Genomic DNA, 25221 nt, shown 5'->3' on the forward strand with positions numbered 1-25221 from the left:
CCTGGGCAGGGCCGGTGCCTCGCGTTCTTGTTGGCTCGCTATCAGGGACCGCGCATTGCGTCGGCGACTATAGCGCAAGGATCACGATGCTACTAGTTTTATAGCTACGGGTGCATGCTGCATGCGGGCCGTGAGACAAAGCTTCACAAATTCGCGAGATTGGCCATGGCCTCGCCCAGCCGGACCGGCCGGGTGGGCGCCCAGTCGGGGTTGAAGGCCAGCGGGGGCGGCGGGAACAGCATGACGACGGTGGAGCCGAGCAGGAAGCGGCCCATCTCCTCGCCCTGCTTGAGCAGGATCTGCTGGTCGGCGTAGTGCCATTCGCGCAGCTCGCCGCCGCGCGGCGGATTGACCACGCCGTGCCACACGGTCGCCATGCTGCCGACGATGGTGGCACCCACCAGCACCAGCACGAAGGGCCCGTGCGCCGATTCGAAGACGCACACCACGCGCTCGTTGCGCGCGAACAGCCCGGGCACGCCGCGCGCGGTGACCGGGTTGACCGAGAACAGGTCGCCGGGCACGTGGATCATGCGCACCAGGCGCCCGTCGCAGGGCATGTGGATGCGGTGGTAGTCCTTCGGGCTCAGGTACAGCGTGGCGAAGCTGCCATGCGCGAAGCGCGCCGCGAGCACCGCGTCGCCGCCGACCAGCGCGGTGGTGCTGTAGTTGTGGCCTTTGGCCTGGAAGATCTGGTCGCCCTCGATGGCGCCGAACTGGCTGATGGCGCCGTCCACCGGGCACACGAGGTCGGCCTGCGCAAGAGGCCGCACGCCGGGCTTGAGCGCGCGCGTGAAGAACTGGTTGAAGCTCTTGTAGTGGTTGATGTCGGATTCGAGCGCCTCGCCCATGTCGACACCGTACTTGGCAACGAAGCGCCGGATGATCCAGGTGGTGACGGCGCCGCGTTCCTTGCCCGCGACCCAGCCGGCGAAGTTCGTCAGGGCCTGCTTGGGGAACAGGTATTGGGGCAGTACGGCAGAGCGGTCGGACACGTGTGGGAGGCCTGGAATGCCTGGAGTGCGAATCGGAGGGGCATTCTATAAAGCGCCCGGCAGCCCGGGCGTAGGAGGCTTCCCTTGTATCCGTCGCGCCGTTTCCCGGTTGGCGTCAGTCCGCCTTGATGCCCGCGGCCTTGATCACCTGCGCCCACTTCTCGACCTCGGCCTTCTGGAAGGCCGCGATCTTTGCCGTGGAGAGGTCGGCCGGCTCCATGCCGAAGCCCTTGAGCTTTTCCTGCATCTCGGGCGTTGCGAGGATCTTGCGGATCTCGGTGTGCAGCCGCTCGACGATGGGCGCCGGCGTACCCGCGGGCACGAAGATCGCCTGCCACGACAGCACCTCGAAGTCCTGCAATCCCGCAATGCCGGATTCCGCGACCGTCGGCACGTCGGGCATCGAGGCCAGGCGCTTGGCCGAGGTCACGGCAATGGCGCGCAGCTTGCCGCTCTGGATGTGCGGACCCGCCACCACGGTGGTGTCGAACATCATGTCGACCTGCCCGCCGATCACGTCCTGGATCGCCGGGCCGCTCCCCTTGTAGGGAATGTGCGTGAACTTCACGCCCGACTTGAACGCCAGCAGCTCGAGCGACAGGTGCTGCGAGGTGCCGGTGCCGGCCGAGGCCGACGAGAGCCCGCCCGACTTGGTCTTGCTGGCTTCCAGCACGTCCTTCAGCGTCTTGTAGGGGCTGGCCTGGTTGACCACCAGCACCAGCGGGTTGGTGCCGATCAGCGTCACCGGCGCGAACGACTTCTGCGGGTCGTAGCCGAGCTTCGGATACAGGCTCACGTTGATCGCGTGCGAGCTGATCGTGCCGCCCACCATCATGAAGCCGTCGGGCGCTGCGCGCGAGCCGATTTCCGAGCCCACGCTGCCGCCGGCGCCGCCCTTGTTGTCGATGATCACGCTCGTGCCCAGCACCGGGCCGAGCTTCTGGCCGATCAGGCGGGCCAGCACGTCGGTGGTGCCGCCCGCGGGAAAGGGCACGAGGTAGGTGATGGCCTTGCCCGTGGGCCAGTTGCCGGGGCCCTGCGCGAACGCGGGCAGGCCCGCGGCGAGCGAAGAGGCGAGGGCGGTGCGAATCAATGTGCGGCGTTGCATTGCAATATCTCCTTTGATGATGTGGATGGCGGCCGCCACCTCAGGGTGCGTCGACGATCTCGATCCAGTTCGGGTTCTTGCCCGCGGTGATGCGCGAGGGCTTGCCCAGCGCACCGGTCGCGGAATCGATGGGGTACAGCGAAATGCCGTGCGACTCCTGCCCGGCGGCAATCAGGTAGCGGCCGCTCGAATCGATCGCGAAGCCGCGCGGCCCTTTCTCGGTCGGCGTCTGGCCGAGCGGCTGCAGCTGGCCGCTCGCCGCGTCCACCTTGAACGCCGAGAGCGTGCTCGAGGTGCGCTCGGAGGCGTACAGGTAGCGCCCGTCGGGCGTCAGGTGCAGGTCGGCCGCCCAGGGCTTGCCCGTGAAGCCCGGCGGCAGCGTCGTAGTGCTCTGCTCCAGCTTGAGCGCGCCGCGCGCCGCGTCCCAGGCGTACACGTGCAGGGACGCGTCGAGCTCGTTCAGCAGGTAGACGTGCCGCTGCGCCTTGTCCCAGACGAAGTGGCGCGGTCCCGACTTGGCGGTGCTCATGGTCAGCGGCGGATCATTGGCCGCGAGCAGCCCCTTGTCCGCATCGAAGCGCCAGCTCGACACGTTGTCGCCGCCCAGGCTGGTGGCGAGCACGAAGCGGTTGTTCGCATCGGCGTGGACCGCGTGCGCGTTCGGGCCCGTCTGCACCAGCTGCTGGATCGGCCCCACCGCGCCGTCCTTGCCGACGGCGTTGACCGAGATCTTTCCGCCCTGGTAGGAGGCCGCGAAGAGCCACTTGCCGCTCGCGTCGAGGTCGATGTTGGCCATGCTGTCGGCCAGCGGCGCCTCGCCGAGCTTCTGCAGCTTGCCGGTGGCCGCGTCGATCGACATGCTGACCACGCGGAACGGCTGCGAGCGCAGCGCGGCGTAGAGCACGCGCTTGTCAGGGCTCACGGCCATCGGCATGACCGTGCCGCCGACGTTGAGCGTCTGCACCGGCTTGAGCACGCCTTCGGCGCGATCCAGCTCGAGCACGGAGATCTCCTGGCTGTCGGCGTTGGACACGTAGACCCAGGTGGCGGCCCAGGCCTGGCCCATGGCGGCCACGGACAGCAGCGCGACCGCGCCCTGGAGCGCGCGAAGGATGGGAGTGCGGCGGTTCATGGCTTGATGTTCAGTTTGGCGATCAGCGCCTTGAAGTAGGCGTTGTCCTTGGCCAGGGTTTCCTTGAACACCGCGCCGTCCGTGTAGACGTAGCCGAGGTTCTGCCGGTCCATCACCTCGTGCATGAGCGGCTCGGCGGCCGTCTTGGCCGTGATCTCGCGCAGCTTGGCCATCACTTCGGGCGGCGTGTTCTTGGGGGCGCCGAGGCCGCGCCAGGTGCCGATCGACAGGTCGATGCCGCGCTCCTTGGCGGTGGGCACCTTGTCGAAGCCCTTCACGCGCTTGTCGGCCATGACCATCAGCACCTTGAGCTTGCCGGACTGCACATGCGTCGTGACCTCGGCCGGGCTCACCGCCACGGCCTCGATGTGCCCGCCCAGCAGCGCCAGCACCGCGGGCGCCGCACCCTGGAACGGGATGTGGCCGAACCTGGCGCCGGTCTTGTCCTCGAGCGCCGCGGCGGCCAGGTGCCAGATCGAACCGTTGCCCGAATTGCCGACGCGCACGCTCTCGGGCGACTTCTTCGCCGCCGCGAGGAATTCCTCGATCGTGTTCCACGGCGCATCGGCCTTGACGGTGATGGCGGCCGGGTCGGCATTGAGCTGCGCGATCGGCTGGAAGTCGTCGTAGTTGAACTTGGCCAGGCCCAGGTGCGGCAGCGTCAGCAGTTCCACCGTGAGCACCGCGAGCTTGTAGCCGTCGGGCCGGGCGTTGATCACCTCGGTCCAGCCGATGGCGCCGCCCGCGCCCGGACGGTTGACGATCACGATGCTCTGCGAAATGTGCTTGCGGCTGGCCTCGGAGAAGGCGCGCGCCAGGCCGTCGGTGCCGCCGCCCGGCTGGTAGGGCACCAGCAGCTCGATCGTGCGGTTCGGAAAGTCGCCGGCCTGCGCCGCGGCAGTCGCGGCGAACCCGAGCGACAGGGCGGCCGCAGCCGAAAGGGTGGCGAGGCCGCCAAGGAATCTGCTTCTCTTCATGAGGTGTTGTCTCCGTTATTGATCTGATTCCGGTGTCTCGAAAAAGCGCGCCTGCCGCGTCAGGGCATGTACTGCCCGCCGTTCACTTCGATCACCTGGCCCGTCACGTAGCCCGAGAGCTGCTCCGAAGCCAGGTAGAGGAAGGCGCCCACGCATTCGTCGGGCGAGCCGATGCGGCCCATGGGAATGGCGGTGCGGAACGATTCGAGCATGGCGGGCGTCGAGAAGCGGTCCTGGAACGGCGTCTGGATGACACCCGGTGCCACGGCGTTCACGCGGATCCTGTCGCCGACGAGTTCCCGGGCGAGCCCGTGCGTGGCCGTGCTCACGAAGCCCTTGGAGCCCGCATACAGGTAGGCGCCCGGCCCGCCGCCGGTGCGCGCCGCGACCGAGGTCACGTTGATGATGTTGCCGCCGCCGTGCGTGCGCATCAGCGGCACCGCCTCGCGCGCAAACGCGAGCACCGAGCGTGCGTTGATGTGCATCACCTCGTCGAACAGCGCATCGTCGAACTCGGCGATGGGCACGCGCTTGACCAGGCTGCCGGCATTGTTCACCAGCACGTCGATGCGGCCGAGGCGCGATGCCGCCTGCTTGACGCACTCGCGGATCGCGCCAGTGTCGCGCACGTCGGCCTGCAGCGTGAAGGCGTCGCCGCCGGCCTGGCGGATGGTCTCGACGACTTGGTTGGCGGCGTCGGCCGAGCTGTTGTAGTGCACCGCCACGCGCATGCCGCGCGCCGCGAACGCAATGGCCACGGCAGCGCCGATGCCGGTGCTGGCGCCGGTGACGAGTGCGGTCTTGCCCTTGAGGTCTTCCATGGTGTTTCCTTTCGAAGTCAGGTCACGGGGGCCGGGTTGAACAGCACAAGCGCGTTGTGCAGCTTCCACTGTTCGGCCCAGGTCTTCTTGCGGCCGCTGGCCACGTCGAGCATCAGGCGGAACATCTCCCAGCCGATGTCCTCGATGGTGGCGTCGCCGTCGGCGATGCGGCCCGCGTTCACGTCCATCAGGTCGTGCCAGCGGCGCGCCAGGTCGCTGCGCGTGGCCACCTTGATCACCGGCACCTCGGCCAGGCCGTAGGGCGTGCCGCGGCCGGTGGTGAACACATGCAGGTTCATGCCGGCGGCCAGCTGCAGCGTGCCGCAGATGAAGTCGCTGGCGGGCGTGGCGGCGTAGAGCAGGCCCTTTTGCTTCGCTTTCTCGCCCGGCGCAACCACGCCCGAGATCGGCGCGCTGCCGCTCTTGACGATCGAGCCCATCGCCTTTTCGACGATGTTCGAGAGCCCGCCCTTCTTGTTGCCGGGCGTGGTGTTGGCGCTGCGGTCGACGCGGCCGCGGTCCAGGTAGGCGTCGTACCAGGCCATCTCGCGGATCATGGCCTCGGCCACCTCGGGCGTGGTGGCGCGCGAGGTGAGCTGGTCGATGCCGTCGCGCACCTCGGTCACTTCCGAGAACATCACGGTGGCGCCGGCGCGCACCAGCAGGTCGGTGCAAAAGCCGACGGCCGGGTTGGCCGTAACGCCCGAGAAGGCATCGCTGCCGCCGCACTGCACGCCCACCACCAGCTCGCTGGCGGGCACGGTCTCGCGCCGGCGGGCGTTGAGCCGCTCCAGGTGCTCTTCGGCCTGTCGCATGATCGAATCGATCATCGACATGAAGCCGACGTGCGCGTCGTCCTGCAGGCACACCACGTCGAGCTTGGCGTTGGCTGTTTCGCCGACGTCGGCCACGTTGCGCTCGTCCACCAGCGCGATGCTGCCGGGCGGCAGCAGGCGCTCGGGCTGCAGCTTCTCGCAGCCCAGGCTGATGACCATCACCTCGCCGCCGAAGTTCGGGTTGAGGCTGATGTTGCGCAGCGTGCGGATCGGGATGACGGCGTCGGGCGCATCGATGGCCACGCCGCAGCCGTAGCTGTGCGAGAGGCCCACCACGTCGTCGACGTTGGGGTACTTGGGCAGCAGCTCGGCCTTGATGCGCTGCACCGCAAAGTCGACCACGCCCGCCACGCACTGCACGGTCTGCGTGATGGCGAGGATGTTGCGCGTGCCCACCGAGCCGTCGAGGTTGTGGTAGCCCTCGAAGGTGTAGCCCTCCAGCGGCGGCTGCGGGGGCGGGCGCACGGTGGCGATCGGCAGGCCTTCGAGCTCGCGCGCGGCGGGCATCTGCAGCAGGCGTTCGTGCACCCAGCTGCCGGCCGGGATCGGCTTCAGGGCATAGCCGATCGGCACGTTGTAGCGCCGCACCACGCCGCCTTCGGGAATGTCCTCGAGCGCCACCTTGTGCGCCTGGGGCACCTTGTCGACCAGCACCAGGCCGGACGCGAGCACGGTGCCGGCGGGCAGGCCGCCGTCGTTGGCCACGATGGCGACGTTGTCCGCCGCGTGCATGCGGATGAAGTGCGGTGCTCGGGTGTTCGGATCGGTCATCGCGGAACCTCTGTCTTGCTTTGTGCTGCCGTTACTTCACGACCATGAACATGCTCGGCAGCCAGGTCGAGAAGGCCGGCACGAAGGTGACCACCGCGAGCGCGAAGATCAGCGCACCGTAGAACGGCCAGATGGTCTTCATCACCGTGCCCACCGATACGCCGCCAATCGCACAGCCCACGAACTGCGTGGTGCCCACCGGCGGCGTGTTCAGGCCGAGCGCGCAGTTGATCAGCATCACGATGCCGAACTGCACCGAGCTCATGCCGTAGTGCTGTGCAATGGGCAGGAAGATCGGCGTGCACAGCAGGATCGTTGCCGCCATGTCGAGGAAGGTGCCCAGCACGAACAGGATGATGTTGATGAGCAGGAAGATCACCCACGGCGTGCTCGTGATCTGCGACAGCATCTGGCCCGTGAGTTCGGCCACGCCATACAGGCTGATCAGGTAGCCGAAGGTGCTGGAGATGCCGATCAGCAGCAGGATCACGCCGGTGGTGCGCACCGCCTTCGAGGCTGCCTTGACGAAGTGCTCCCACTTCAGCGTGCGGTAGACGAAGATGGTGAGCGCCAGCGCATAGAGCACCGCCACGGCCGCCGACTCGGTCGCCGTGAAGACGCCCGACAGGATGCCCCCGAGGATCAGCACCACGATGAACAGGCCCGGCAGCGCCGCCGCGAACGAGCGCGCCACGATGGCCCAGCCCGGAAAGCTGCCGGCCGGGTAGCCGCGCTTCACCGCCACCAGGTAGGCGGCCGCGAGGTTGCTGAGCGTGAGCACCGCCGCCGGCAGCAGCGCCGCCAGGATCAGCGCCGCGATCGACACCTTGCCGCCTGCCGCGAGCGAATAGATGATCAGGTTGTGGCTGGTCGGCATCAGCGCGCCGACCAGGGCCGCGTGGGTCGTCACGTTGACTGCGTAGTCGGCGTGGTAGCCCTCCTTCTTCATCATCGGGATCATCACGGCGCCCATGGCCGAGACGTCCGCCACGGGCGAGCCCGAGACGCCGCCGAACAGCGTGCAGGCCACCACGTTCGACATGCCGAGGCCGCCGCGCACGTGGCCCACGACGTTGCGCGCGAAGTTGACGATGCGGTCCGCAATGCCGCCATAGAGCATCAGCTCGCCGGCAAAGATGAAGAACGGAATCGCAAGGAACGAGAAGATGCCCATGCCGGAGGTCATCTGCTGGAAACCGACTTCCAGCGGAAGGCCTTCATACAGCAGCGTGGACAGGGCCGAGAGGCCGATCGAGAAAGCGACCGGCACGCCCAGCAGCAGGAAGAGCGTGAACGAGAGGCAAAGAATGAGCAGAGGAATCGTCATGATGCGGTTCAGGCCCAGGCGGGTTCGACTTCGCGGCCTTGGGCGAGCGCGATGATGTGTTCGATGGAGAACATCACGATGAGAACGCCGGCCACGGAGGCGGGCACGTATTTCCAGCCCTCGGAGATCCAGAGCGTGGGCAGCCGGTAGTCCCACACCGATTCGGCGAGGGAGGCGCAATTCCAGGCCATGGCCAGGCCGAACACGAGGATCAGTGCGTGGATCAGGTATTCCATCTTCAGCCGCAGCCAGTCGGGCGCGAGCACGAGGAAGGATTCGAGGCCGATGTGGCCCGCGTCGCGCACGCCGACGGCGACGCCGAACATCGTGACGTAGAGCACCAGCAGCAGCGCCAGGCTTTCAGCCCAGGTGGGGGTGTTGTTGAGCACGTAGCGGCCGAACACCTGCCAGCTCACGGCGCAGATCACCGCGACGAGCCCGAGGATGCCCAACCACATGCAGGCACGGGCGAGGGTGCGGCAAAGTTTGGTGTACATAGATTTCTTTGCCCTTCCCCCGGAGGGGGAAGGAAGGGGAGGAGCCAGGTCGAGGAGGCGGACTTACTTCGTGTCCTGCACGCGCTTGACCAGGTCCTTGAGCTTCGCGTCCGTGATGAACTTGTCATACACCGGCTTCATCGCGGCCTGGAACGGGGCCTTGTCGACTTCGATGATCTCGGCGCCGCCGGCCTTCACCGTGGCGAGCGACTTGATCTCGCGCTCTTCCCACTGCTTGCGCATGTAAGGCACCGATTCCTTGGCGGCCTGGCGGATCCAGCCCTGCTCCTCGGCCGAGAGCTTGTCCCATGCGCGCTTGGAGAACAGCAGCATCTCGGGTGCCATCGAATGCTCGGTCTTGCTGTAGTACTTGGCCACTTCGAAGGCGCGGGCGCTTTCGTAGGTCGGGTAGTTGTTTTCGGCGGCGTCGATCAGGCCGGTCTTCAGGCCCGTGTAGACCTCGCCCATGGGCATCGGCGTGGCGTTGGCGCCCATGGCCTCGAGCATCGACACCCACAGGTCAGACTGCTGCACGCGCACCTTCAGGCCCTTCATGTCGGCAAAGCTGCGCACCGGCTTCTTGGCCGTGAACATCGAGCGCGCGCCGCTGTCGTAGTAGGCGAGGCCGACGAAGCCCTGCTTCTCGCACGACTTCAGGATCTCTTCGCCGATCGGGCCGTCGAGCACCTTGTGCAGGTGGTCCACCGAGCGGAACAGGAAGGGCATGGTCGGCACCTGCGTCTCGGCGCAGATGTTGTTCATCGGGGCGATGTTCACGCGCACCATCTGCAGCGCGCCGATCTTGGTCTGCTCGATGGTGTCCTTCTCGCTGCCGAGCGAACTGTTGTTGAACACCTTGATGCTGTGCTTGCCGCCGGAGAGCGCCTTGAGCCGCTCGCTCATGAACTTGACCGCGGTCACGGTCGGGTAGTCGTCGGGATGGATGTCTGCCGAGCGGAACTCGGTGGCGCTGGCAGCCAGTGTGGTGAGCGCGGCTGCGGCGCCGACGGCAAGTGCGATCAGGGTCTTGTGGAGCTTCATTGTCTCGTCCTCTGCGTGGTGGTTGTCGTGAAAAAAGAAAGAAGAAAAAGGGTCAGCCGCCGAACGCCGGCTCGGGAACGCCCGCCACGCCGGGCCGCAGCGCGAACACGCCGCCGGCCAGGGGCTGGTCCGACAGGTCGATGCCGCCGGGCCGGATCGAGGTGACGAAGAGCGTGTCGAGCGCGGGGCCGCCGAAGGCGCACATCGCGGGCTTCTTCACCGGCACTTCGAGCGAGCGGTCGAGCCGGCCCTGGGGCGTGAAGCGGTGCACCAGGCCCGCGTCGTTGCCGCAGATCCAGTAGCAGCCGTCGGCGTCCATGGCCGCGCCGTCGGGGCGGCCGGGCAGCGGCTTCATGTCGGCGAACAGGCGGCGGTTGTGCGGCGTGCCGGTGTCGGTGTCGTAGTCGAAGGACCAGATGGCCTGCACCGCGGGATGCGAATCCGAGAGGTACATCGTGCGGCCGTCGGGACTGAAGGCAAGCCCGTTGGGCACGATGAAGTCGTCCAGCCGCATGGCGGCGCCGGCACTGCCCTTGGCGTAGCTGTAGAGCCGGCCGACGCGCGCGCCGGCGGCCATGTCCTGCAGCATCGTGCCGGCCCAGAAGCGGCCCTGGCGGTCGCAGCGGCCGTCGTTGAAGCGCATCGCGGGCATGGCATGCGCCACGGGTGCGAGCGCGGTGGCGGCCAGCGTGCCGCCGGCCTGCGGCGCGAGCGAGAAGAGGCCGCTTTCCATGCCGGCGATCCAGGCGCCGGGCGCATCGGCGCGCGGCGCGATGCAGGCGATCATTTCGTCCGCATGCCACTGGGCATGGCCTTCGCTCGCATGCCAGCGGTTCAGCGTGCGTGCCGGAATGTCGACCCAGTAGAGCGCCTGCTCCGCGGCATGCCACACCGGGCTTTCGCCGGTGCCGTTGCGTGCATCGAGGACGAGTTCAGCCTGCATCGCCGAACGGTCCCTGTGCCGTGAAGGCGCCGCCCTGGTAGATGGCGTTGGGATCGGTCGGCGCCACGGGCGGCTGCGCGTCGACCTTGTCGCGGAACACCTCGGAACTGTCCTGCGGCACGAAGCCCAGGTGGGCGGCGGCGCTGTTGTCCCACCAGACGTCGCGGTTGTCGGACATGCCGTAGACCACCGTGTGCTTCACGCCGGGCGTGAAGAGCGACTTCTCGAGCAGCGTGGTCAGGTCGCGGTAGCTGAGCCAGGTGCTCATCATGCGGCGGTTGAGCGGCTCGGGAAAGGACGAGCCGATGCGGATGCTCACCGTCTCGATGCCCCAGCGGTCGAAATAGAACTGCGCCATGTCCTCGCCGAAGGACTTCGACAGGCCGTAGTAGCCGTCGGGCCGGCGCGGGGCGTGGGCGTCGATGTGCTCGCTCTGCTTGTAGAAGCCGATCACGTGGTTGGAGCTTGCGAACACCACGCGCTTCACGCCGTGGCGGCGCGCGGCTTCGTAGACGTTGAAGACGCCCTTGATGTTGGCTTCGAGGATTTCCTCGAACGGCCGCTCGACCGAAACGCCGCCCAGGTGCACGATGGCGCTGCAGCCCTCGACCAGTGCGTGGACCGCGGCCTTGTCCGAAAGATCGCAGGGCACGACTTCTTCGTGCGCGCCCTCGGAAGGGGAGAGGGTGGCAATGTCGGAAAGGCGCAAGATCCGGGCGTAGGGGCGCAGGCGTTCGCGCAGGACCTTGCCCAGTCCGCCGGCGGCGCCGGTCAGCAGAATCCGGTGGAGCGGGGTGTTGGGGGTTTGATGGGACGTCGACATTTTTGCTGGCCTGAGAAGTTATCTGTTGTCGTACAACTAATGCGGGATTATTATCGTGACCATGGTCCAGACGACTGCGGGTAATCCCTCAATTTCCGACGCGGCGACAGAAGTTGCCGCCGGCACGCCCTTCGTGGGGCGTCCGCGCCCGCGTGCGCGCGGGCTCGCCCACGGGCTGGTCGAGGACCTGGGCGAAAAGATCCGCAGCCAGCAGCTGCGCCCGGGCGACAAGCTGCCGACCGAGTCGGCCATCATGCAATCCTTCGGCGTGAGCCGCACCGTGGTGCGCGAGGCGCTGTCCAAGCTGCAGGCGGCGGGGCTGGTGGAAACGCACCACGGCGTGGGCACCTTCGTGCTGCAGCCGCGCGCGGCCGGCATGTTCCGGCTCGATTCCGCCGACATCGCCACCTCGGTGGACGTGCTGGCGGTGCTCGAGCTGCGCATCAGCCTCGAGACCGAATCCGCCGGGCTGGCCGCCACGCGCCGCACCGAGGAGCAGCTGCTCGCGATGCGCCAGGCGCTCGACGATTTCGAGCGCAACGTGGCGGTGGCGGGGGACACCGTGGCGCCCGATTTCCGCTTCCACCTGCAGATCGCCCAGGCCACCGGCAATCCGTACTTCGCGGACATCATGAGCCACCTGGGCACCACGATCATTCCGCGCACGCGCATCACCGCCATCCGCAACTACGACCGGCGCGGCGAGTACCTGAGCCGCGTGAACCGCGAGCACGAAGAGATCTACGCGGCCATCGCGCGCCGCGATCCCGAATCGGCCCGCGCGGCCATGCGCATCCACCTGACCAACAGCCGCGAGCGGCTGCGCGTGGCGCAGGAAGCGGCCCAGCAGGCCGCGGCCAAGACGCCGCCAGCGGCTCCCTGAGAAGAAATTTCGGGCTGAGGCTGGACAAGCGTCATTCCTGGTTGTACGATGACTGACAACACAACCCAGCAGGAGACTCAGAATGAGCTTGAAACGACGTGATCTGATGCTAGGCGCCCTGGGCGGCGGGGTGCTTGCCGCCGGTGGCGTGCATGCCGCCGACAACTGGCCGTCCAGGCCGGTGCGCATCGTGGTGCCGTACCCGCCGGGCGGTTCGTCCGACATCATTGCCCGCTCCATCAGCCAGCCGCTGTCGGAAGCGCTGGGCCAGCCGGTCATCGTCGACAACAAGCCGGGCGCCAACGGCAACCTCGGCGCCGATTTCGTCGCCAAGTCCAAGCCCGATGGCTACACGCTGCTGCTGTGCGACGTCGGCGCGCTCGCCATCAGCCCCTCGGTCTACACGCGGCTGCCTTTCGATCCTTCCAAGGACCTGCGCGGCGTGACCATGCTGGCCTATTCGCCGCACCTCTTGGTGGTGCATCCCTCGGTCCAGGCCAACAACCTGAAGGAACTGATCGCGCTGTCGAAGAAGTCGGAAATCAACTTCGCCGTCACCGCCACCGGCAGTGCGCCGCACCTGGCGGGCGTGGCGCTGGAGCGTGCGAGCGGCGCACGCTGGCAGTACGTGCCCTACAAGGGCGGTGTGCAGGCGGTGCAGGACACGGTCGCCGGCCAGACGCAGATCCTGATGAACGGCATGCTCGCCACCCTGCCGCATGTGCAGAGCGGCAAGCTCAAGGTGCTCGGCGTGTCGAAAGCGACGCGCATGCCGCTGATCGGCGAAGTGCCCACCATCGCGGAGCAGGGCGTGGCCGGCTTCGAGTCGGGCACCTGGCAGGGCGTGCGCGTGGCCAGGGGCACGCCCGACGCCATCGTGCAGCGCCTCAACAAGGAACTGATCACCGTCATCCGCACGGCCGACATCCGCTCGCGCCTCGCGGGGCAGGGCGCCGAGGTCGTGACCATGGCGCCGGCCGAGGAAGAGCAGTTCTTCGGCAAGGAGCGCGCGCGCTGGGCCAAGGTCGTTGCCGACGCCGGCATCAAGCTGGACTGAGCGCCCTCAGCATCCATTTTTCAACTCACTCATTGGTGTCTCGATGAACCCTCAAGAACTCAAATCCATCATGGGCTCCGGCCTGCTCTCGTTCCCGTTGACCGACTTCGACGCGAACGGGGACTTCAACAAGAAGGGCTACGAGAAGCGTCTCGAATGGCTCGCTCCCTACGGCGCGAGCGCGCTGTTCGCGGCCGGCGGCACCGGTGAGTTCTTCTCGCTGACCGGCGACGAATACCCCGGCATCATCCAGACCGCGGTCGACACCTGCCGCGGCGTGGTGCCGATCATCGCGGGCGCCGGCGGCCCCACGCGCTTTGCGATCCAGTGCGCGCAGGCGGCCGAGAAGGCCGGCGCACACGGCATCCTGCTGCTGCCGCACTACCTGACCGAAGCCGGCCAGGAAGGCCTGGCCGCGCACGTGGAAGCCGTGTGCAAGAGCGTGAAGTTCGGCGTGATCGTCTACAACCGCGCCACCAGCCGCCTCAAGCCCGAGACGCTGGCCGCGCTGGCCGAGCGCAACCCGAACCTCGTGGGCTTCAAGGACGGCGTGGGCGACATCGAAGCCATGGTCGCCATCTACCAGAAGATGGGCGACCGCTTCGCCTACCTGGGCGGCCTGCCCACGGCCGAGGTCTATGCCGCGGCCTACAAGGCGCTGGGCACGCCGGTGTATTCGTCGGCCGTCTTCAACTTCATCCCGAAGACCGCGATGGATTTCTACAAGGCCGTTGCCGCCGACGACCTGCCGACGCAGCACCGCCTGCTCAAGAACTTCTTCATGCCGTATCTCGATCTGCGCAACCGCGTGCCCGGCTATGCGGTGAGCATCGTCAAGGCCGGTGCCAAGATCGTCGGCCACGACGCCGGCCCGGTGCGCACGCCGCTCACGGACCTCCAGCCCGCCGAGATGGAACAGCTCAAGGCGCTGATCGACGCGCTCGGCCCGCAGTAAGCGGCCGGGCCGGGAACGACGACAACAAACAACAACGGAGACAACGCATGTCCATCATCAAGAAGTTCTTCCTCATTGCCGCATCGGCCGTCATGTTTTCGGGCTGTGCCATGGCGCCCGCGGGCGGCGGTGCTTCGGCCGAGCCGGCCGTGGCCGCGGCCGCCGAGCGGCTGCGCCTTGCAATGATCGATCCCACGCCGGCCGCCCTTGGCGCACTGGTGGCCGACGACCTGAGCTACGGCCATTCGAGCGGCAAGGTCGACACCAAGGCCAGCTTCATCGGCGACCTGGTGGCCGGCAAGTCGGACTTCGTGAGCATCACGATCACCGACCAGACCATCAAGGTGGCGGGCGACGTTGCGATCGTGCGCCACACGCTCGCGGCCGACACCAACGATTCGGGCAAGCCCGGCAAGGTGGCGCTCAAGATCCTCGGCATCTGGCAAAAACAGGGCGGCGAGTGGAAGATGCTGGCCCGCCAGGCCGTTCGGATCTAGCAGCACTTTTCTTCCAGGGCTCGCGCAAAAAATGACACTTCCAGACTCCGCTTCTCCCATCTCCGGCGCACCCGTGGTCACCGCCATGCGCGTGGTGCCCGTCGCGGGCCACGACAGCATGCTCATGAACCTGAGCGGCGCGCACGGCCCGTTCTTCACGCGCAACCTGCTGATCCTGACCGACAGCGCGGGCCACACCGGTGTCGGCGAAGTGCCGGGCGGCGAGAAGATCCGCCAGACGCTCGAAGATGCGCGCGGCCTCATCGTGGGCCAGCCCCTGGGCAAACACCACGCAGTGCTCAACAGCATGCGCAGTGCCTTCGCCAACCGCGACAGCGGCGGCCGCGGCCAGCAGACCTTCGACCTGCGCGTGACCATCCATGCGGTCACCGCCGTCGAGGCGGCCTTGCTCGACCTGCTGGGCCAGCACCTCGAAGTGCCGGTGGCCGCACTGCTCGGCGAAGGCCAGCAGCGCGATGCCGTGCAGATGCTCGGCTACCTGTTCTACGTGGGCGACCGCACCAGGACCGACCTGCCCTACGAGAGCGACCCCGGCGGCGCCGACGACTGGTTTCGCCTGCGCCACGAAGAAGCCATGACGCCCGAAGCCATCGTGCGCCTGGCCGAGGCCACGCACGCGCGCTACGGCTTCACCGACTTCAAGCTCAAGGGCGGCGTGCTGCGCGGCGAGGAAGAAGTCGAGGCCATCCGCGCGCTGCACGAGCGCTTTCCCAAGGCGCGCGTCACGCTCGACCCCAACGGCGGCTGGCTGTTGGCCGATGCGATCCGCCTGTGCCGCGACCTGCATGGCGTCATGGCCTATGCCGAGGACCCCTGCGGCGCCGAAGGCGTGTTCTCGGGCCGCGAGGTGATGGCCGAGTTCCGCCGCGCCACGGGCCTGCCGACCGCCACCAACATGGTCGCCACCGACTGGCGCGAGATGGTGCACAGCCTCTCGCTGCAGTCGGTCGACATTCCGCTGGCCGATCCGCACTTCTGGACGATGCAGGGCTCGGTGCGCGTGGCGCAGCTGTGCCAGGCCTGGGGCCTGACCTGGGGCTCGCATTCGAACAACCACTTCGATGTGTCGCTGGCCATGTTCACGCACGTGGCCGCGGCCGCGCCGGGCAAGGTGACGGCCATCGACACGCACTGGATCTGGCAGGACGGCCAGCGCCTGACCAAGGCCCCGCTGCAGATCGAGGGCGGCTACGTGAAGGTGCCCACGCGCGGCGGCCTGGGCGTGGAGCTCGACATGGACGAAGTCGAGAAGGCGCACCAGCTGTACCTGAAGCATGGCCTGGGCGCGCGCAACGATGCGCAGGCGATGCAATACCTGATCCCGGGGTGGACTTTCGACAATAAAAAGCCCTGCATGGTGCGCTGAAGGTTTAGTCTCCCGTTTCCATTTCCGCAGCCGGACACGCAGTGCTCCGGCTTCTTTCTTTCCATCGAGCAGCACAAGGAATCCTCATGCAAAACTTCGACAACCTGATCGGCGGCGAATGGCGTGCCGGCGCAAGCTACAGCCCCAACCTCAACCCCAGCAACCTGTCCGACGTGCTGGGCCACTACGCGCAGGGCACGGCTGCCGATGTCGAGGCCGCCGTGGCCGCCGCCACCGCCGCCTTCCCGGCCTGGGCCACCGGCAGCATCCAGGCGCGCTCCGATGCGCTGGACAAGATCGGCACCGAGATCCTCGCGCGCAAGGAAGAGCTCGGCACCCTGCTCGCCCGTGAAGAAGGCAAGACGAAGGCCGAAGGCATCGGCGAAGCCACCCGCGCCGGCCAGATCTTCAAGTTCTTCGCCGGCGAATGCCTGCGCCTCGCAGGCGAAGTGCTGCCCTCGGTGCGCCCCAACATCGGCGTGGAGATCACGCGCGAGCCGGTCGGCGTGGTCGGCCTGATCACGCCCTGGAACTTCCCCATTGCCATCCCGGCCTGGAAGATCGCGCCCGCACTGGCCTTCGGCAACTGCGTGGTCCTGAAGCCCGCCGACCTCGTGCCCGGCTGCGCCTGGGCGCTGTCCGAGATCATCAGCCGCTCGGGCATTCCGGCGGGCGTGTTCAACCTGGTGATGGGCCGCGGCAGCGTGATCGGCAACGCGCTGGTCAGCCACCCCGGCATCCATGCCATCAGCTTCACCGGCTCGGTCGGCGTGGGCCGCAACATCGCGGTGCAGTGCGTGACCAACCACAAGAAGGTGCAGCTCGAGATGGGCGGCAAGAACCCGCAGGTGATCCTGGACGACGCCGACCTGGCCCAGGCCGTGGAGCTCAGCGTGCAAAGCGCCTTCTACTCGACCGGCCAGCGCTGCACGGCCTCCAGCCGCCTGATCGTGACCGAAGGCATCTACTCCAAGTTCATCGAGGCGATGAAGGCGCGCATGGCCAAGATCAAGGTCGGCGATGCGCTGGCGCAGGGCACCGACGTGGGCCCGGTCTCCTCGAAGTCGCAGCTGGACCAGGACATGGAATACATCGCCATCGGCAAGGGCGAGGGCGCCACGCTGGCGGCCGGCGGGGAACTGCTGAAGCTGGAGACCGACGGCTACTACATGTCGCCGGCGCTGTTCAGCGAATCGGCGGCCGCGATGCGCATCAACAAGGAAGAGATCTTCGGCCCGGTGGCGAGCGTGATCCGGGTGAAGAACTACGAAGAGGCGCTGGCCACGGCCAACGACACCGAGTTTGGCCTGTCGGCCGGCATTGCCACCACCAGCCTGAAGTACGCCACGCACTTCAAGCGCCACAGCCAGGCCGGCATGGTGATGGTGAACCTGCCCACGGCGGGCGTGGACTACCACGTGCCGTTCGGCGGGCGCAAGGGCTCGAGCTACGGCCCGCGCGAGCAGGGCAAGTATGCGCAGGAGTTCTTCACCACGGTGAAGACGGCGTACACGCTGGCTTGATGCCACCCCCGCGCCGGGCGCCGCACGCGCCCGGCGCTGGCCGTCCACTTTGTCCGCCCTACAGCCGATGGCCGCCGCGCGCCATCGAGCGGCGCAGGCCCAGTGCAAGCAGCACGCCCATTGCGCCCGCCAGGGCGACGATGGCGGCGGCCGCCGGCCAGCCCAGCGAATCCACTGCACCGCCCACGATCACGGGGCCGATCATCTGGCCGAGATTGCTGCCCAGCATGAGCAAGCCCATCGACATCGGGACCAGCCGCGTGCTCGGTGCCACGATGGGAGAGGTGCCGATCAGCGTTGCGGGAAGCAGGCCGCCCGCGCCCGAAAAAACCAGGCACAGCACAAAGGCCGGCACTGCGCCGAGCACCGGCAGGAAGATGCCGATGGACGCGATGCCCATCGCCGCACTGGCCAGTGCCGCGAGCAGCCAGCGCGCGATGCCGCGCTGGAGCAGCATGCCGGCCGCAAGATTGCCCGCCACGTTGACGCAGCAGGCCGCGGCGCTCAGCTGTCCGGCGGTGGCCGTGCCCACGCCCATGCGCTCGATCAGCAGCACCGGCAGAAAACTGAAGAGCGCGAAGAACTGCAGGCTGTAGATCACGAACGAAGCGGCGATCAGCGCCGGCGCGCTGGCCTTTGCCGTGGCGGCCGCGTCGCGGGCCATGCTGCGCCACGAAACCGGCGCTTCGCGGGTATTTGCACTCGCGCCGCGCGAAACGCCCGCCAGCACCAGCACCGCGATCAAGCCCGCAAGCGCGGCATTGCCCAGCCACAAGCCGCGCCAGCTGCCCGGCAGCGAGCCGCTGAAGAGCGCGATGGCAATCCCGGCGGGCATGAAGCAGCTCCAGATCGCGAAGGCAAGGTCCTTGCCGCCGGGCGCGACCATGCGCTGCAGCACCGAAGGGCCGGCAATGGTGATCAGCACGAAACCCAGGCCTTCGACGACGCGGCCGATCAGCAGCATTGCGATGCCCTGTGCCCATGCGCCGACCATGCTGCCGATGGCAATGGCCAGCAGGCCGGCCACCAGCAGGCGCCTGTCGCCCGCGCGCGCGACCCACGCGCCGACCGGCACCGCGCCAACCACGCCCAGCAGCGAGAACGTTGCCATGAGCCAGCCGACCATCGTGAGGTCGAGCCCGAAGTCCGTGCGCAACTGCGGCACGGCAATGGCGACCTTGCCGACCTGGAGGGACGCCACGACCCCGGCGGCCACGACCAGCGCCACGCCGAGCCAGTGCGTTGAAGAAGGTGAGAGCGGCGCAGCGGCGGGTGGCGATGTGGCGCCGCGCATTTCGATTCGGTTCTGCATGCCGCCACTTTGCAGCGGGCACCCGATCAATGAAAGCGAATAATATCGGCCAACTCAATCGATTGGACAGATCATGCTGGACATCCTCACGCTGAGCCAGATGCAGATGTTCGTTGCCGTGGCGGATGCCGGCAGCTTCCGTGCCGGCGCGGCCCGGCTGCACCGGGTGCAGTCGGCCGTGAGCCATGCCATTGCCAATCTCGAGGAACAGCTCCAGGTGCGGCTCTTCGACCGTTCCGGCCACAAGCCGGTGCTCACGCCCACGGGCAAGGCACTGCTGGGCGACGTGCGGGTGATCCTGTCGAAGGTCGAGGCGCTGCGCTCGCGCGCGCAGGGGCTCGAACAGGGCATCGAGCTCGGGCTGGCAGTTGCGGTGGACACGCTCTTTCCGCCGAACCTCCTGGCCAGCGCGCTGCGTGGCATGCATGCGGTCTACCCGAGCATTGCCATCCGCGTGGAATACAGCTCGATGGGCGGCACCGTCGATGCCTTGAATTCGGGCCGATGCGATCTCGCCATTGCGGCCTTCGGCCATGCCGACGAAAAAATCAGCCGCGAATTCCTCATGCAGCTTCATACCGTGGCCGTTGCCGCGCCGTCGCATGCGCTGGCGGTCCATGCGGGCCGGCGCGGTGCGGGGGGCCTGGATGCCGCCGCGGCGGAGCACGTGCAGATCGTGGTGGAAGATCCGAGCACGCTCAGCCAGGGCTACGACATCGATGTGCTCTCGCCCTCGACCTGGCGCGTGACCGACATGTACATCAAGCTCGCGCTGCTGCGCGCGGGCCTGGGATGGGGAAAGATGCCGTCGTGGCTGGTGGCCGGCGACCTGGCCGCCGGAACGCTGGTGCAGTTGCCGGTGAGCCGCATCGGCCCCGGCGGTGGAACCAGCCAGCAGTGCCATTTCTGCCACCGCGGCGACAAGACGCTGGGAGCGGGCGCTACGCTGCTGCGCGAATGCCTCATGGGAGAAGCGAAGGCGGCGGCGCCCGGCGCCGGCGGCGCATCAGCATCTCCACGAGCTCGAAGATCCCCTCGCTCAGCAACGCCAGCGCCGCGGCCGGCAGCGCGCCGGCCAGCAGCAGCTCGCGGTCGTTGAGCGCCAGCCCCGTGACGATGCGCTCGCCGAATCCGCCTGCGCCGATGAAGGCCGCGATGGTCGCGGTGCCAATGGCAATGGCGGTGGCCGTTCGCACGCCCGCCAGCAGCGTGGGCAGTGCCAGCGGCAGCAGCACCAGCCGCAGGCTCTGCGGCGGCGTCATGCCCAGCGCGGTGCCGGCCAGGCGCAGGCCGTTCGGCACTTCGGCCAGGCCCGTCACGGTGTTGCGCATGATCGGCAGCAGCGAATAGAGCGTGAGCGCGATCAGCGCGGGCAGCGCGCCGATCGCACCGAGCATGGAAATCAGCACGGCCAGCAGCGCGAGCGAAGGCACGGTCTGCAGCAGGCTCGCGAAGCCGAGCACCAGCGCGCGCAGCCGCACATGCGGAAACACCAGGATCGCGAGCGGCACGCCGATCAGGATCGCCACGCCCACCGATACGGCGACCAGCACCAGGTGCTGCCGCGCGAGCTGCCAGAGATCGGGGCCGAACAGCTTGGCGCTGAAGCCGCGCCGGGGCTCCTGGGTCTTTGCGCCCTGGCCTGCGCCGGCCAGGAAGTCGCGCGCAATGGTGTCGAAGGGCACGCTCTGGAGTTCGGCGCGCGCATTCATCGCGATCATCGCGTGTTCGTCGATGCGGCCTTCGAGCGTTTTCAGCGCGGCCCAGGCCTGGGGCAGCCGCGTGGGCAGGTCGAGCCTGTAGAGCACCACGGCGTCGTAGCGCGGAAAGTATTTCCTGTCGTCTTCGAGCACGCGCAGGCCGAGATGCTCGATCTTGGCGTCGGTGGTGTAGATGTCGATCGCGTCGATCTGCTTCGCGGCCACGGCTTCGTAGGCCAGGCCATGGTCGAGGCCGGTGGGCGCCTGGGTGAAGCCGTAGCGCGCGGCCAGGCCCTTCCAGCCGTCGGCGCGGCCGAGGAATTCGTTCGACAGGCCGAGCTTGAGTTCGGGATGCTTTGCAAGATCGCTCAGCGTACGCAGCCCGAGCCGCTCGGCATCGGCCGCCCGCACGGCCAGTGCATAGCCGTCGTTGAAGCCCAGCGGAATCGCCACGCCCAGGCCCATGGGCGCCAGCGCCGCGTTCATGGCCTCGCGCGTTTCGGCTGGCGAACCCTTGAGAATTTCGAGCGCGATGGTGCCGGTGTATTCGGCATAGAGATCGATGGCACCCGAACGCAGCGCCTCGTACACGATGGCCGTGTTGCCGAGGCCCTGGCGCACCACCGGCGGCGATGCGGTGTGGGGCGCCGCGGTCTGCGCGAGCAGTTCGGCCAGGATGTACGACTCGGTGAAGCGCTTGGAACCGACGCGCAGCGTGCCCTCGCCGGGCTGCGCCGATGCAGCGGCACCGAGCCAGGCCATGGCAAGGAACAACAAGGCGGCGCGCAGCATGCGGTGATGGGGCAGTGGCATCGCAGGCCAGTGTATAGACATCGAACCGCTCGGCGTACCCGCCAATCTCCTACAAACCCTGGTGCGGGCTACCGATGCTTCGTAGATGCAGCCGCGCCCATAGTGGCCGCCATGAAGAAGAAAACCCATCTCCTGCCCGGCCCCGACGTTCACGGCCTGCGCGAACTCCCGGGCCTTCGGGTCGAGGGCTACAGCCTGCAGTTGCGCGACAAGGACGGCTTCGTGGGCGACCAGGCCAGCCAGACGGCCTTCAGGGAACTGCTCGAGCGCTGGCGCAAGCGCCGCCGCAAGACGGGCACCGATCCATTGGGCAGGGAACACTCGCGCGACCTCAGCAAGAAGCAGCTCGACCGCGTGCTGCTGAAGACCTCGGCGGCCGGCGACCTGATGCACGGCGCCATCGAGGAGTTCGCCGAGGAACTGGCCCTCGTGATCCAGCGCTTCACGCGCCAGCCCTCATGGAAGAAGGTGGAGCGCATCGTGGTGGGCGGCGGCTTCACCGAAAGCGACGTGGGCGAGCGCGCCATCCTGCAGACCGCCGCCATCCTCGAGGAGCTGGGCGTTCACGTCCAGCTCGGGCGCCTGTCGCACGAGGTCGACGACGGCGGCCTGATCGGCTGGGTGCACCTGGCACCGCCGGCCATGCTCAAGAAGCACGACGCCATCCTGGCGGTGGACATCGGCGGCACCAACGTGCGCTGCGGCATCGTGAAGACGCGCCGGCGCAAGGCACGCGACCTGTCGCTTGCCAAGGTGGTGCGGCGGGAGAAATGGCGGCATGCGGACGACGACCCGAACCGCACCGGCATGGTCGAGCGCATCGCGGCCATGCTCGAGGACATGGTGCGCTACTGCGAGCGCAAGCACATCCGCCTGGCGCCCTTCATCGGCATTGCCTGCCCCGGGCTGATCCGCAAGGACGGTTCGATCGAGCGCGGCACGCAGAACCTGCCGGGCGATTGGGAAAGCCGCGCGTTCCACCTGCCGAGCGCGCTGTGGCGGCGCATGCCGATGATCGGCTCCGGCCCCACGCTGATCCTGATGCACAACGACGCGGTGGTGCAGGGGCTGAGCGAACTGCCCTTCATGCGCGACGTGACCCACTGGGGCGTGCTGACGATCGGCACCGGGCTCGGCAATGCGAGCTTCACCAACACCTTCTAGCCTGGAGTGCCGGGCGCCGCGGGAATGCCGCCGCCCAGCGCCTTGTAGACCGCCACCATGCCCACCGCCATGCGGCTCGTGCTCTGCACCTGGTCGCGCCGCGCCTGCAGCAGTGCGCGGCGCGCGTCGAGTTCGACGCCGAAATCCGTGAGTCCGTTCGCATAGCGCGCGTGTGCGAGCGTGAGTGCATCGCGGCTGCTGCGCTCGCGCTCGGCCAGCTCGGCATGGCGCTGGCGCTCGGCGGCGTAGGCGCTGAGCGCCGAATCGATCTCGTGCCATGCCTTGAGCACGGCCTGCTGGAAGGCCACCGCGGCTTCCTGCTGCTGCAGCTCGCGCAGGTTCACCGTGCTGCGGCGCCGGTCGTTGTCGAAGATCGGCAGGCTGATGGAAGGACCGACGTGCCATTGGCGGCTGCCCCATTCGCCAAAACGCTCGCTGCCGGCCGATTCGTAGCCGAAGCCCGCACCGAGCGTGACGCGCGGATAGAGGTCGGCCACCGCCACGCCGATGCGCGCGGTGGCGGCATGCAGCTGGGCTTCGGCGGCGGCGATGTCGGGGCGCCGGCGCACCACGTCGCCGGGCAGGCCCAGCGCAAGCTCGGGCAGCGGCGGTGCCTGCAGCGCTTCGAGCGGGTTGCCCGCGCCATCGGAAGCTGGCGCGAGTTCGGCGTTCAGCGCGCCCGGCGCTGCGCCGGTCAGCAGCGTGATCTGGTTCATGGCCTGCGCCTCCTGCTGCAGCAGCATGGGGATGCGCGCCTTGAGTTCGGCCAGCTGCGTGCGCTGGCGCGTCGGGTCCAGGTCGGTGACCAGGCCGCCATCGGCACGCGCCTGCACCAGCTCGAGCGATTCGGCTGCGGCCGCGATGTCGGCGTTCGCCACGCGCAGTTCGCGCTGCGCGCCGCGCAGTTCGAAGTAGCTGCGCGCCACCTCGGCCTGCACGCTGAGCTGCGCCTGCTGCAGCAGCGCGGCCGATGCGCCGGCATCCGCATCGGCGGCCTCGATGCTGCGCCGCACGCGGCCCCAGAGGTCGATTTCCCAGGAGGCGTCGAAGCCGGCCTGGTAAAGGTTGTAGGGCTCGCTGAGCGTGCGGATCAGCTGGTCGCGGTTGGCGACCGACGAGCCCAGCGCATCGATCATCCGCGTGGCGGCGCCGCTCTCGCTCTGGCGCTGCCGGTTCACGCTGGCGCTGGCATTGAGCTGTGGCGCCTGCTGCGCCGCGGCCGCGGTGCGCTGGACGCGGCTTTGCGCGAAGTGCAGGGCCGCGGTCTGCAGGTCGTGGTTGGCGGCCAGGGCGCGGGCTTGCAACTGGTCGAGCAGCGGATCGCCGAAGGCCTTCCAGTCGCCGGATGCGGCGGCTGTGGGCGCGGCCTTGCGCTCGGCGCCGAGCAGCGCCGCCGAGCCGCCGTGCCATGCGGACCAGTCGGCCGGCGCCTGCGGCTGCGCGGGCCGGTGGTCGGGCCCCACGGCGCAGCCTGCAAGAAGGAGCGCGAGCGCGGAACAGGAGAAGAGGGTGCGCGATGCGGACATGGAGTGCTCCCTAGACCAGACGATGGCGAAACAGCCAGGCCGCCAGCGGCAGTGTGACGATGGCGATGATCGACAGCGGAATCAGGTTGTGCCACACCGTGGCCAGGCCCACGCCTTCCAGGTAGACGCGCTGCACCAGGTCGATCGCGAAGCGCAGCGGGTTGGCCATGGTGATCAGCTGCAGCACGTGCGGCATGTTGCGCACGGGTGTGGTCAGCCCGGAGAGCAGCATCATCGGCATCAGCAGGACGAAGGTGTAGAGCATGGCCTGCTGCATGTTGGCCGACACCGCCGAGATCGACAGGCCGATGCCCACGCTGGCCACCGTGAAGAAGACCAGCCCGGTGTAGAGCGTGATGAGCGAGCCCGCCATCGGAATGCCGAACCAGAACAGCGCGACCAGCAGGATCAACGTCGACTGCGCAAGGCCCACCAGCACCGGCGGCAGCGCCTTGCCGATCATGATCTCGAGCGGCGACATCGGCGTGACCAGCAATTGGTCGAAGGTGCCTTGCTCGCGCTCCCGCGCCACCGAGAGCGCGGTGAGCAGCAGCGTCTGCAGCATGCTGAGCGCGGCAATCAGGCCGGGCAGCAGGTTCCACCGCGTTTGGAGGTTCGGGTTGAACCAGGCGCGCGATTCGATGGTGAGCGGAGCCGGCGGCGCGCCGGCGCGCGTGCGCAGCTCGGCGTTGTAGCGCTCGACCACCGCGCCCACGTAGCCGGCCGCGGAGCCCGCGGTGTTGGAGTTGCGCGCATCGAGGATCAGCTGGATGGCCGCGGGCTGGCCCGCGCCGAGCTGCTGTTCGAAGTTGGGCGCGATCTGGATCACGAGCAGCGCCTTCTCGGTATCGATCACCTCGCGGATGTCGGCCTGCGTGCGCAGCGTGGCCACGCGATGGAAGACGCCGGTGCTGTCCAGGTGCGCAATGAGCTCGGTCGAGGCGCCCGTGCGGCTCTGGTCGAGCAGCGCATAGGGCACGTTCGAGAGATCGTAGGTGGCGGCGTAGCCGAAGATGAGGCTCTGCATGATGGCGGGAACGAACAGGATCACGCGGCTCGCCGGGTCCTTGAAGATGGCGAGCAGCTCCTTCTTGCAGAGGTTGGCAATGCGCAGCAGGAAGTCGATCATGGAA

Annotated in this window: 22 protein-coding genes and 1 pseudogene; 8 read left to right on the forward strand and 15 right to left on the reverse strand. The window is 68.0% G+C overall.

The window, feature by feature from the left end; translation table 11 throughout:
* Positions 1 to 143: 143 nt before the first annotated feature.
* The 11 genes from asd to ACAM58_RS08845 form a co-directional block, all read right to left on the reverse strand.
* Positions 144 to 995 (reverse strand): archaetidylserine decarboxylase, encoded by an 852-nt coding sequence (asd, locus tag ACAM58_RS08795; protein WP_012746858.1) that lies wholly within the window; start codon positions 993 to 995, stop codon positions 144 to 146.
* 115 nt (positions 996 to 1110) lie between these two features.
* Positions 1111 to 2103, reverse strand: coding sequence for a tripartite tricarboxylate transporter substrate binding protein (locus tag ACAM58_RS08800; RefSeq protein ID WP_012746859.1), 993 nt, complete (start codon positions 2101 to 2103; stop codon positions 1111 to 1113).
* Between the two features lie 40 nt (positions 2104 to 2143).
* Positions 2144 to 3235 (reverse strand): lactonase family protein, encoded by a 1092-nt coding sequence (locus ACAM58_RS08805; RefSeq protein ID WP_369664329.1) that lies wholly within the window; start codon positions 3233 to 3235, stop codon positions 2144 to 2146.
* Entirely contained in the window at positions 3232 to 4212 is a 981-nt protein-coding gene (locus ACAM58_RS08810) for a tripartite tricarboxylate transporter substrate binding protein (protein ID WP_012746861.1), read from the reverse strand. The genes ACAM58_RS08805 and ACAM58_RS08810 overlap by 4 nt, the downstream gene beginning before the upstream one ends.
* Before the next feature lie 59 nt (positions 4213 to 4271).
* Entirely contained in the window at positions 4272 to 5033 is a 762-nt protein-coding gene (locus ACAM58_RS08815) for an SDR family NAD(P)-dependent oxidoreductase (RefSeq protein ID WP_012746862.1), read from the reverse strand.
* A 17-nt stretch (positions 5034 to 5050) separates the two neighbouring features.
* Positions 5051 to 6640 (reverse strand): galactarate dehydratase, encoded by a 1590-nt coding sequence (garD, locus tag ACAM58_RS08820; RefSeq protein WP_369664330.1) that lies wholly within the window; start codon positions 6638 to 6640, stop codon positions 5051 to 5053.
* Between the two features lie 31 nt (positions 6641 to 6671).
* Positions 6672 to 7967, reverse strand: a complete 1296-nt coding sequence (locus ACAM58_RS08825; RefSeq protein WP_012746864.1) for a TRAP transporter large permease — start codon at positions 7965 to 7967, stop codon at positions 6672 to 6674.
* An 8-nt stretch (positions 7968 to 7975) separates the two neighbouring features.
* Complete coding sequence (locus ACAM58_RS08830; RefSeq protein ID WP_012746865.1) at positions 7976 to 8464, reverse strand: TRAP transporter small permease; 489 nt, start codon at positions 8462 to 8464, stop codon at positions 7976 to 7978.
* Positions 8465 to 8527: 63 nt separating this feature from the next.
* Positions 8528 to 9505 (reverse strand): TRAP transporter substrate-binding protein, encoded by a 978-nt coding sequence (locus ACAM58_RS08835; protein WP_369664331.1) that lies wholly within the window; start codon positions 9503 to 9505, stop codon positions 8528 to 8530.
* A gap of 52 nt (positions 9506 to 9557) precedes the next feature.
* Positions 9558 to 10448, reverse strand: coding sequence for an SMP-30/gluconolactonase/LRE family protein (locus tag ACAM58_RS08840; RefSeq protein WP_369664332.1), 891 nt, complete (start codon positions 10446 to 10448; stop codon positions 9558 to 9560).
* On the reverse strand, positions 10438 to 11271 hold the full coding sequence (locus ACAM58_RS08845; RefSeq protein ID WP_369664333.1) for an NAD-dependent epimerase/dehydratase family protein: 834 nt from the start codon (positions 11269 to 11271) through the stop codon (positions 10438 to 10440). The genes ACAM58_RS08840 and ACAM58_RS08845 overlap by 11 nt, the downstream gene beginning before the upstream one ends.
* Before the next feature lie 61 nt (positions 11272 to 11332).
* On the opposite strand from ACAM58_RS08845, the gene ACAM58_RS08850 reads away from it, so the two are divergent.
* The 6 genes from ACAM58_RS08850 (at position 11333) to ACAM58_RS08875 (ending at position 17573) form a co-directional block, all read left to right on the forward strand.
* Complete coding sequence (locus ACAM58_RS08850; RefSeq protein ID WP_012746869.1) at positions 11333 to 12154, forward strand: FadR/GntR family transcriptional regulator; 822 nt, start codon at positions 11333 to 11335, stop codon at positions 12152 to 12154.
* Between the two features lie 106 nt (positions 12155 to 12260).
* The gene (locus ACAM58_RS08855; protein WP_020610556.1) at positions 12261 to 13211 is read left to right on the forward strand and encodes a tripartite tricarboxylate transporter substrate binding protein; all 951 of its coding nucleotides are present in this window, start codon (positions 12261 to 12263) and stop codon (positions 13209 to 13211) included.
* Between the two features lie 43 nt (positions 13212 to 13254).
* Complete coding sequence (gene kdgD / locus ACAM58_RS08860) at positions 13255 to 14166, forward strand: 5-dehydro-4-deoxyglucarate dehydratase (protein ID WP_012746871.1); 912 nt, start codon at positions 13255 to 13257, stop codon at positions 14164 to 14166.
* A gap of 47 nt (positions 14167 to 14213) precedes the next feature.
* The gene (locus tag ACAM58_RS08865) at positions 14214 to 14663 is read left to right on the forward strand and encodes a nuclear transport factor 2 family protein (protein WP_012746872.1); all 450 of its coding nucleotides are present in this window, start codon (positions 14214 to 14216) and stop codon (positions 14661 to 14663) included.
* Positions 14664 to 14694: 31 nt separating this feature from the next.
* Positions 14695 to 16050 carry a glucarate dehydratase gene (gene gudD / locus ACAM58_RS08870; protein WP_012746873.1) on the forward strand — a complete coding sequence of 452 codons (1356 nt, stop codon included), beginning with the start codon at positions 14695 to 14697 and terminating at the stop codon, positions 16048 to 16050.
* A gap of 86 nt (positions 16051 to 16136) precedes the next feature.
* Positions 16137 to 17573, forward strand: coding sequence for an aldehyde dehydrogenase family protein (locus tag ACAM58_RS08875; protein WP_012746874.1), 1437 nt, complete (start codon positions 16137 to 16139; stop codon positions 17571 to 17573).
* Between the two features lie 58 nt (positions 17574 to 17631).
* On the opposite strand, the gene ACAM58_RS08880 is transcribed toward ACAM58_RS08875, so the two are convergent.
* Positions 17632 to 18885: a CynX/NimT family MFS transporter gene (locus tag ACAM58_RS08880; RefSeq protein WP_012746875.1), complete on the reverse strand. Its 1254-nt coding sequence runs from the start codon at positions 18883 to 18885 to the stop codon at positions 17632 to 17634.
* Positions 18886 to 18985: 100 nt separating this feature from the next.
* Between ACAM58_RS08880 and ACAM58_RS08885 the strand changes: the two are divergent.
* Positions 18986 to 19792: pseudogene (locus tag ACAM58_RS08885) on the forward strand (LysR family transcriptional regulator); the annotation flags it as partial.
* Between the two features lie 55 nt (positions 19793 to 19847).
* On the opposite strand, the gene ACAM58_RS08890 reads toward ACAM58_RS08885, so the two are convergent.
* Complete coding sequence (locus tag ACAM58_RS08890) at positions 19848 to 21377, reverse strand: glycine betaine ABC transporter substrate-binding protein (protein ID WP_012746877.1); 1530 nt, start codon at positions 21375 to 21377, stop codon at positions 19848 to 19850.
* 132 nt (positions 21378 to 21509) lie between these two features.
* On the opposite strand from ACAM58_RS08890, the gene ACAM58_RS08895 reads away from it, so the two are divergent.
* Complete coding sequence (locus ACAM58_RS08895) at positions 21510 to 22562, forward strand: ROK family protein (RefSeq protein ID WP_012746878.1); 1053 nt, start codon at positions 21510 to 21512, stop codon at positions 22560 to 22562.
* Here ACAM58_RS08895 and ACAM58_RS08900 read toward each other — a convergent pair.
* Together ACAM58_RS08900 and ACAM58_RS08905 are read right to left on the reverse strand one after the other, a co-directional pair.
* The gene (locus ACAM58_RS08900; RefSeq protein WP_012746879.1) at positions 22559 to 24088 is read right to left on the reverse strand and encodes an efflux transporter outer membrane subunit; all 1530 of its coding nucleotides are present in this window, start codon (positions 24086 to 24088) and stop codon (positions 22559 to 22561) included. The genes ACAM58_RS08895 and ACAM58_RS08900 overlap by 4 nt on opposite strands.
* Positions 24089 to 24098: 10 nt before the next feature.
* Complete coding sequence (locus ACAM58_RS08905; protein WP_012746880.1) at positions 24099 to 25217, reverse strand: ABC transporter permease; 1119 nt, start codon at positions 25215 to 25217, stop codon at positions 24099 to 24101.
* Between the last annotated feature and the right edge of the window lie 4 nt (positions 25218 to 25221).

Origin of the sequence: Variovorax sp. V116, from assembly GCF_041154435.1 — a bacterium.
Taxonomy (GTDB): Bacteria; Pseudomonadota; Gammaproteobacteria; order Burkholderiales; family Burkholderiaceae_C; genus Variovorax; species Variovorax paradoxus.

Bases quoted from the DNA above. Each gene is read 5' to 3' on its own strand.
- ACAM58_RS08890 (WP_012746877.1), bottom strand. From the start codon at position 21,377: ATGCTGCGCGCCGCCTTGTTGTTCCTTGCCATGGCCTGGCTCGGTGCC.
- ACAM58_RS08815 (WP_012746862.1), bottom strand. From the start codon at position 5,033: ATGGAAGACCTCAAGGGCAAGACCGCACTCGTCACCGGCGCCAGCACC.
- ACAM58_RS08900 (WP_012746879.1), bottom strand. From the start codon at position 24,088: ATGTCCGCATCGCGCACCCTCTTCTCCTGTTCCGCGCTCGCGCTCCTT.
- ACAM58_RS08875 (WP_012746874.1), top strand. From the start codon at position 16,137: ATGCAAAACTTCGACAACCTGATCGGCGGCGAATGGCGTGCCGGCGCA.
- ACAM58_RS08880 (WP_012746875.1), bottom strand. From the start codon at position 18,885: ATGCAGAACCGAATCGAAATGCGCGGCGCCACATCGCCACCCGCCGCT.
- ACAM58_RS08805 (WP_369664329.1), bottom strand. From the start codon at position 3,235: ATGAACCGCCGCACTCCCATCCTTCGCGCGCTCCAGGGCGCGGTCGCG.
- ACAM58_RS08895 (WP_012746878.1), top strand. From the start codon at position 21,510: ATGAAGAAGAAAACCCATCTCCTGCCCGGCCCCGACGTTCACGGCCTG.
- gudD (WP_012746873.1), top strand. From the start codon at position 14,695: ATGACACTTCCAGACTCCGCTTCTCCCATCTCCGGCGCACCCGTGGTC.
- ACAM58_RS08800 (WP_012746859.1), bottom strand. From the start codon at position 2,103: ATGCAACGCCGCACATTGATTCGCACCGCCCTCGCCTCTTCGCTCGCC.
- ACAM58_RS08845 (WP_369664333.1), bottom strand. From the start codon at position 11,271: ATGTCGACGTCCCATCAAACCCCCAACACCCCGCTCCACCGGATTCTG.
- ACAM58_RS08850 (WP_012746869.1), top strand. From the start codon at position 11,333: ATGGTCCAGACGACTGCGGGTAATCCCTCAATTTCCGACGCGGCGACA.
- ACAM58_RS08855 (WP_020610556.1), top strand. From the start codon at position 12,261: ATGCTAGGCGCCCTGGGCGGCGGGGTGCTTGCCGCCGGTGGCGTGCAT.
- kdgD (WP_012746871.1), top strand. From the start codon at position 13,255: ATGAACCCTCAAGAACTCAAATCCATCATGGGCTCCGGCCTGCTCTCG.
- garD (WP_369664330.1), bottom strand. From the start codon at position 6,640: ATGACCGATCCGAACACCCGAGCACCGCACTTCATCCGCATGCACGCG.
- ACAM58_RS08865 (WP_012746872.1), top strand. From the start codon at position 14,214: ATGTCCATCATCAAGAAGTTCTTCCTCATTGCCGCATCGGCCGTCATG.
- ACAM58_RS08905 (WP_012746880.1), bottom strand. From the start codon at position 25,217: ATGATCGACTTCCTGCTGCGCATTGCCAACCTCTGCAAGAAGGAGCTG.
- ACAM58_RS08825 (WP_012746864.1), bottom strand. From the start codon at position 7,967: ATGACGATTCCTCTGCTCATTCTTTGCCTCTCGTTCACGCTCTTCCTG.
- ACAM58_RS08830 (WP_012746865.1), bottom strand. From the start codon at position 8,464: ATGTACACCAAACTTTGCCGCACCCTCGCCCGTGCCTGCATGTGGTTG.
- ACAM58_RS08835 (WP_369664331.1), bottom strand. From the start codon at position 9,505: ATGAAGCTCCACAAGACCCTGATCGCACTTGCCGTCGGCGCCGCAGCC.
- ACAM58_RS08840 (WP_369664332.1), bottom strand. From the start codon at position 10,448: ATGCAGGCTGAACTCGTCCTCGATGCACGCAACGGCACCGGCGAAAGC.
- ACAM58_RS08810 (WP_012746861.1), bottom strand. From the start codon at position 4,212: ATGAAGAGAAGCAGATTCCTTGGCGGCCTCGCCACCCTTTCGGCTGCG.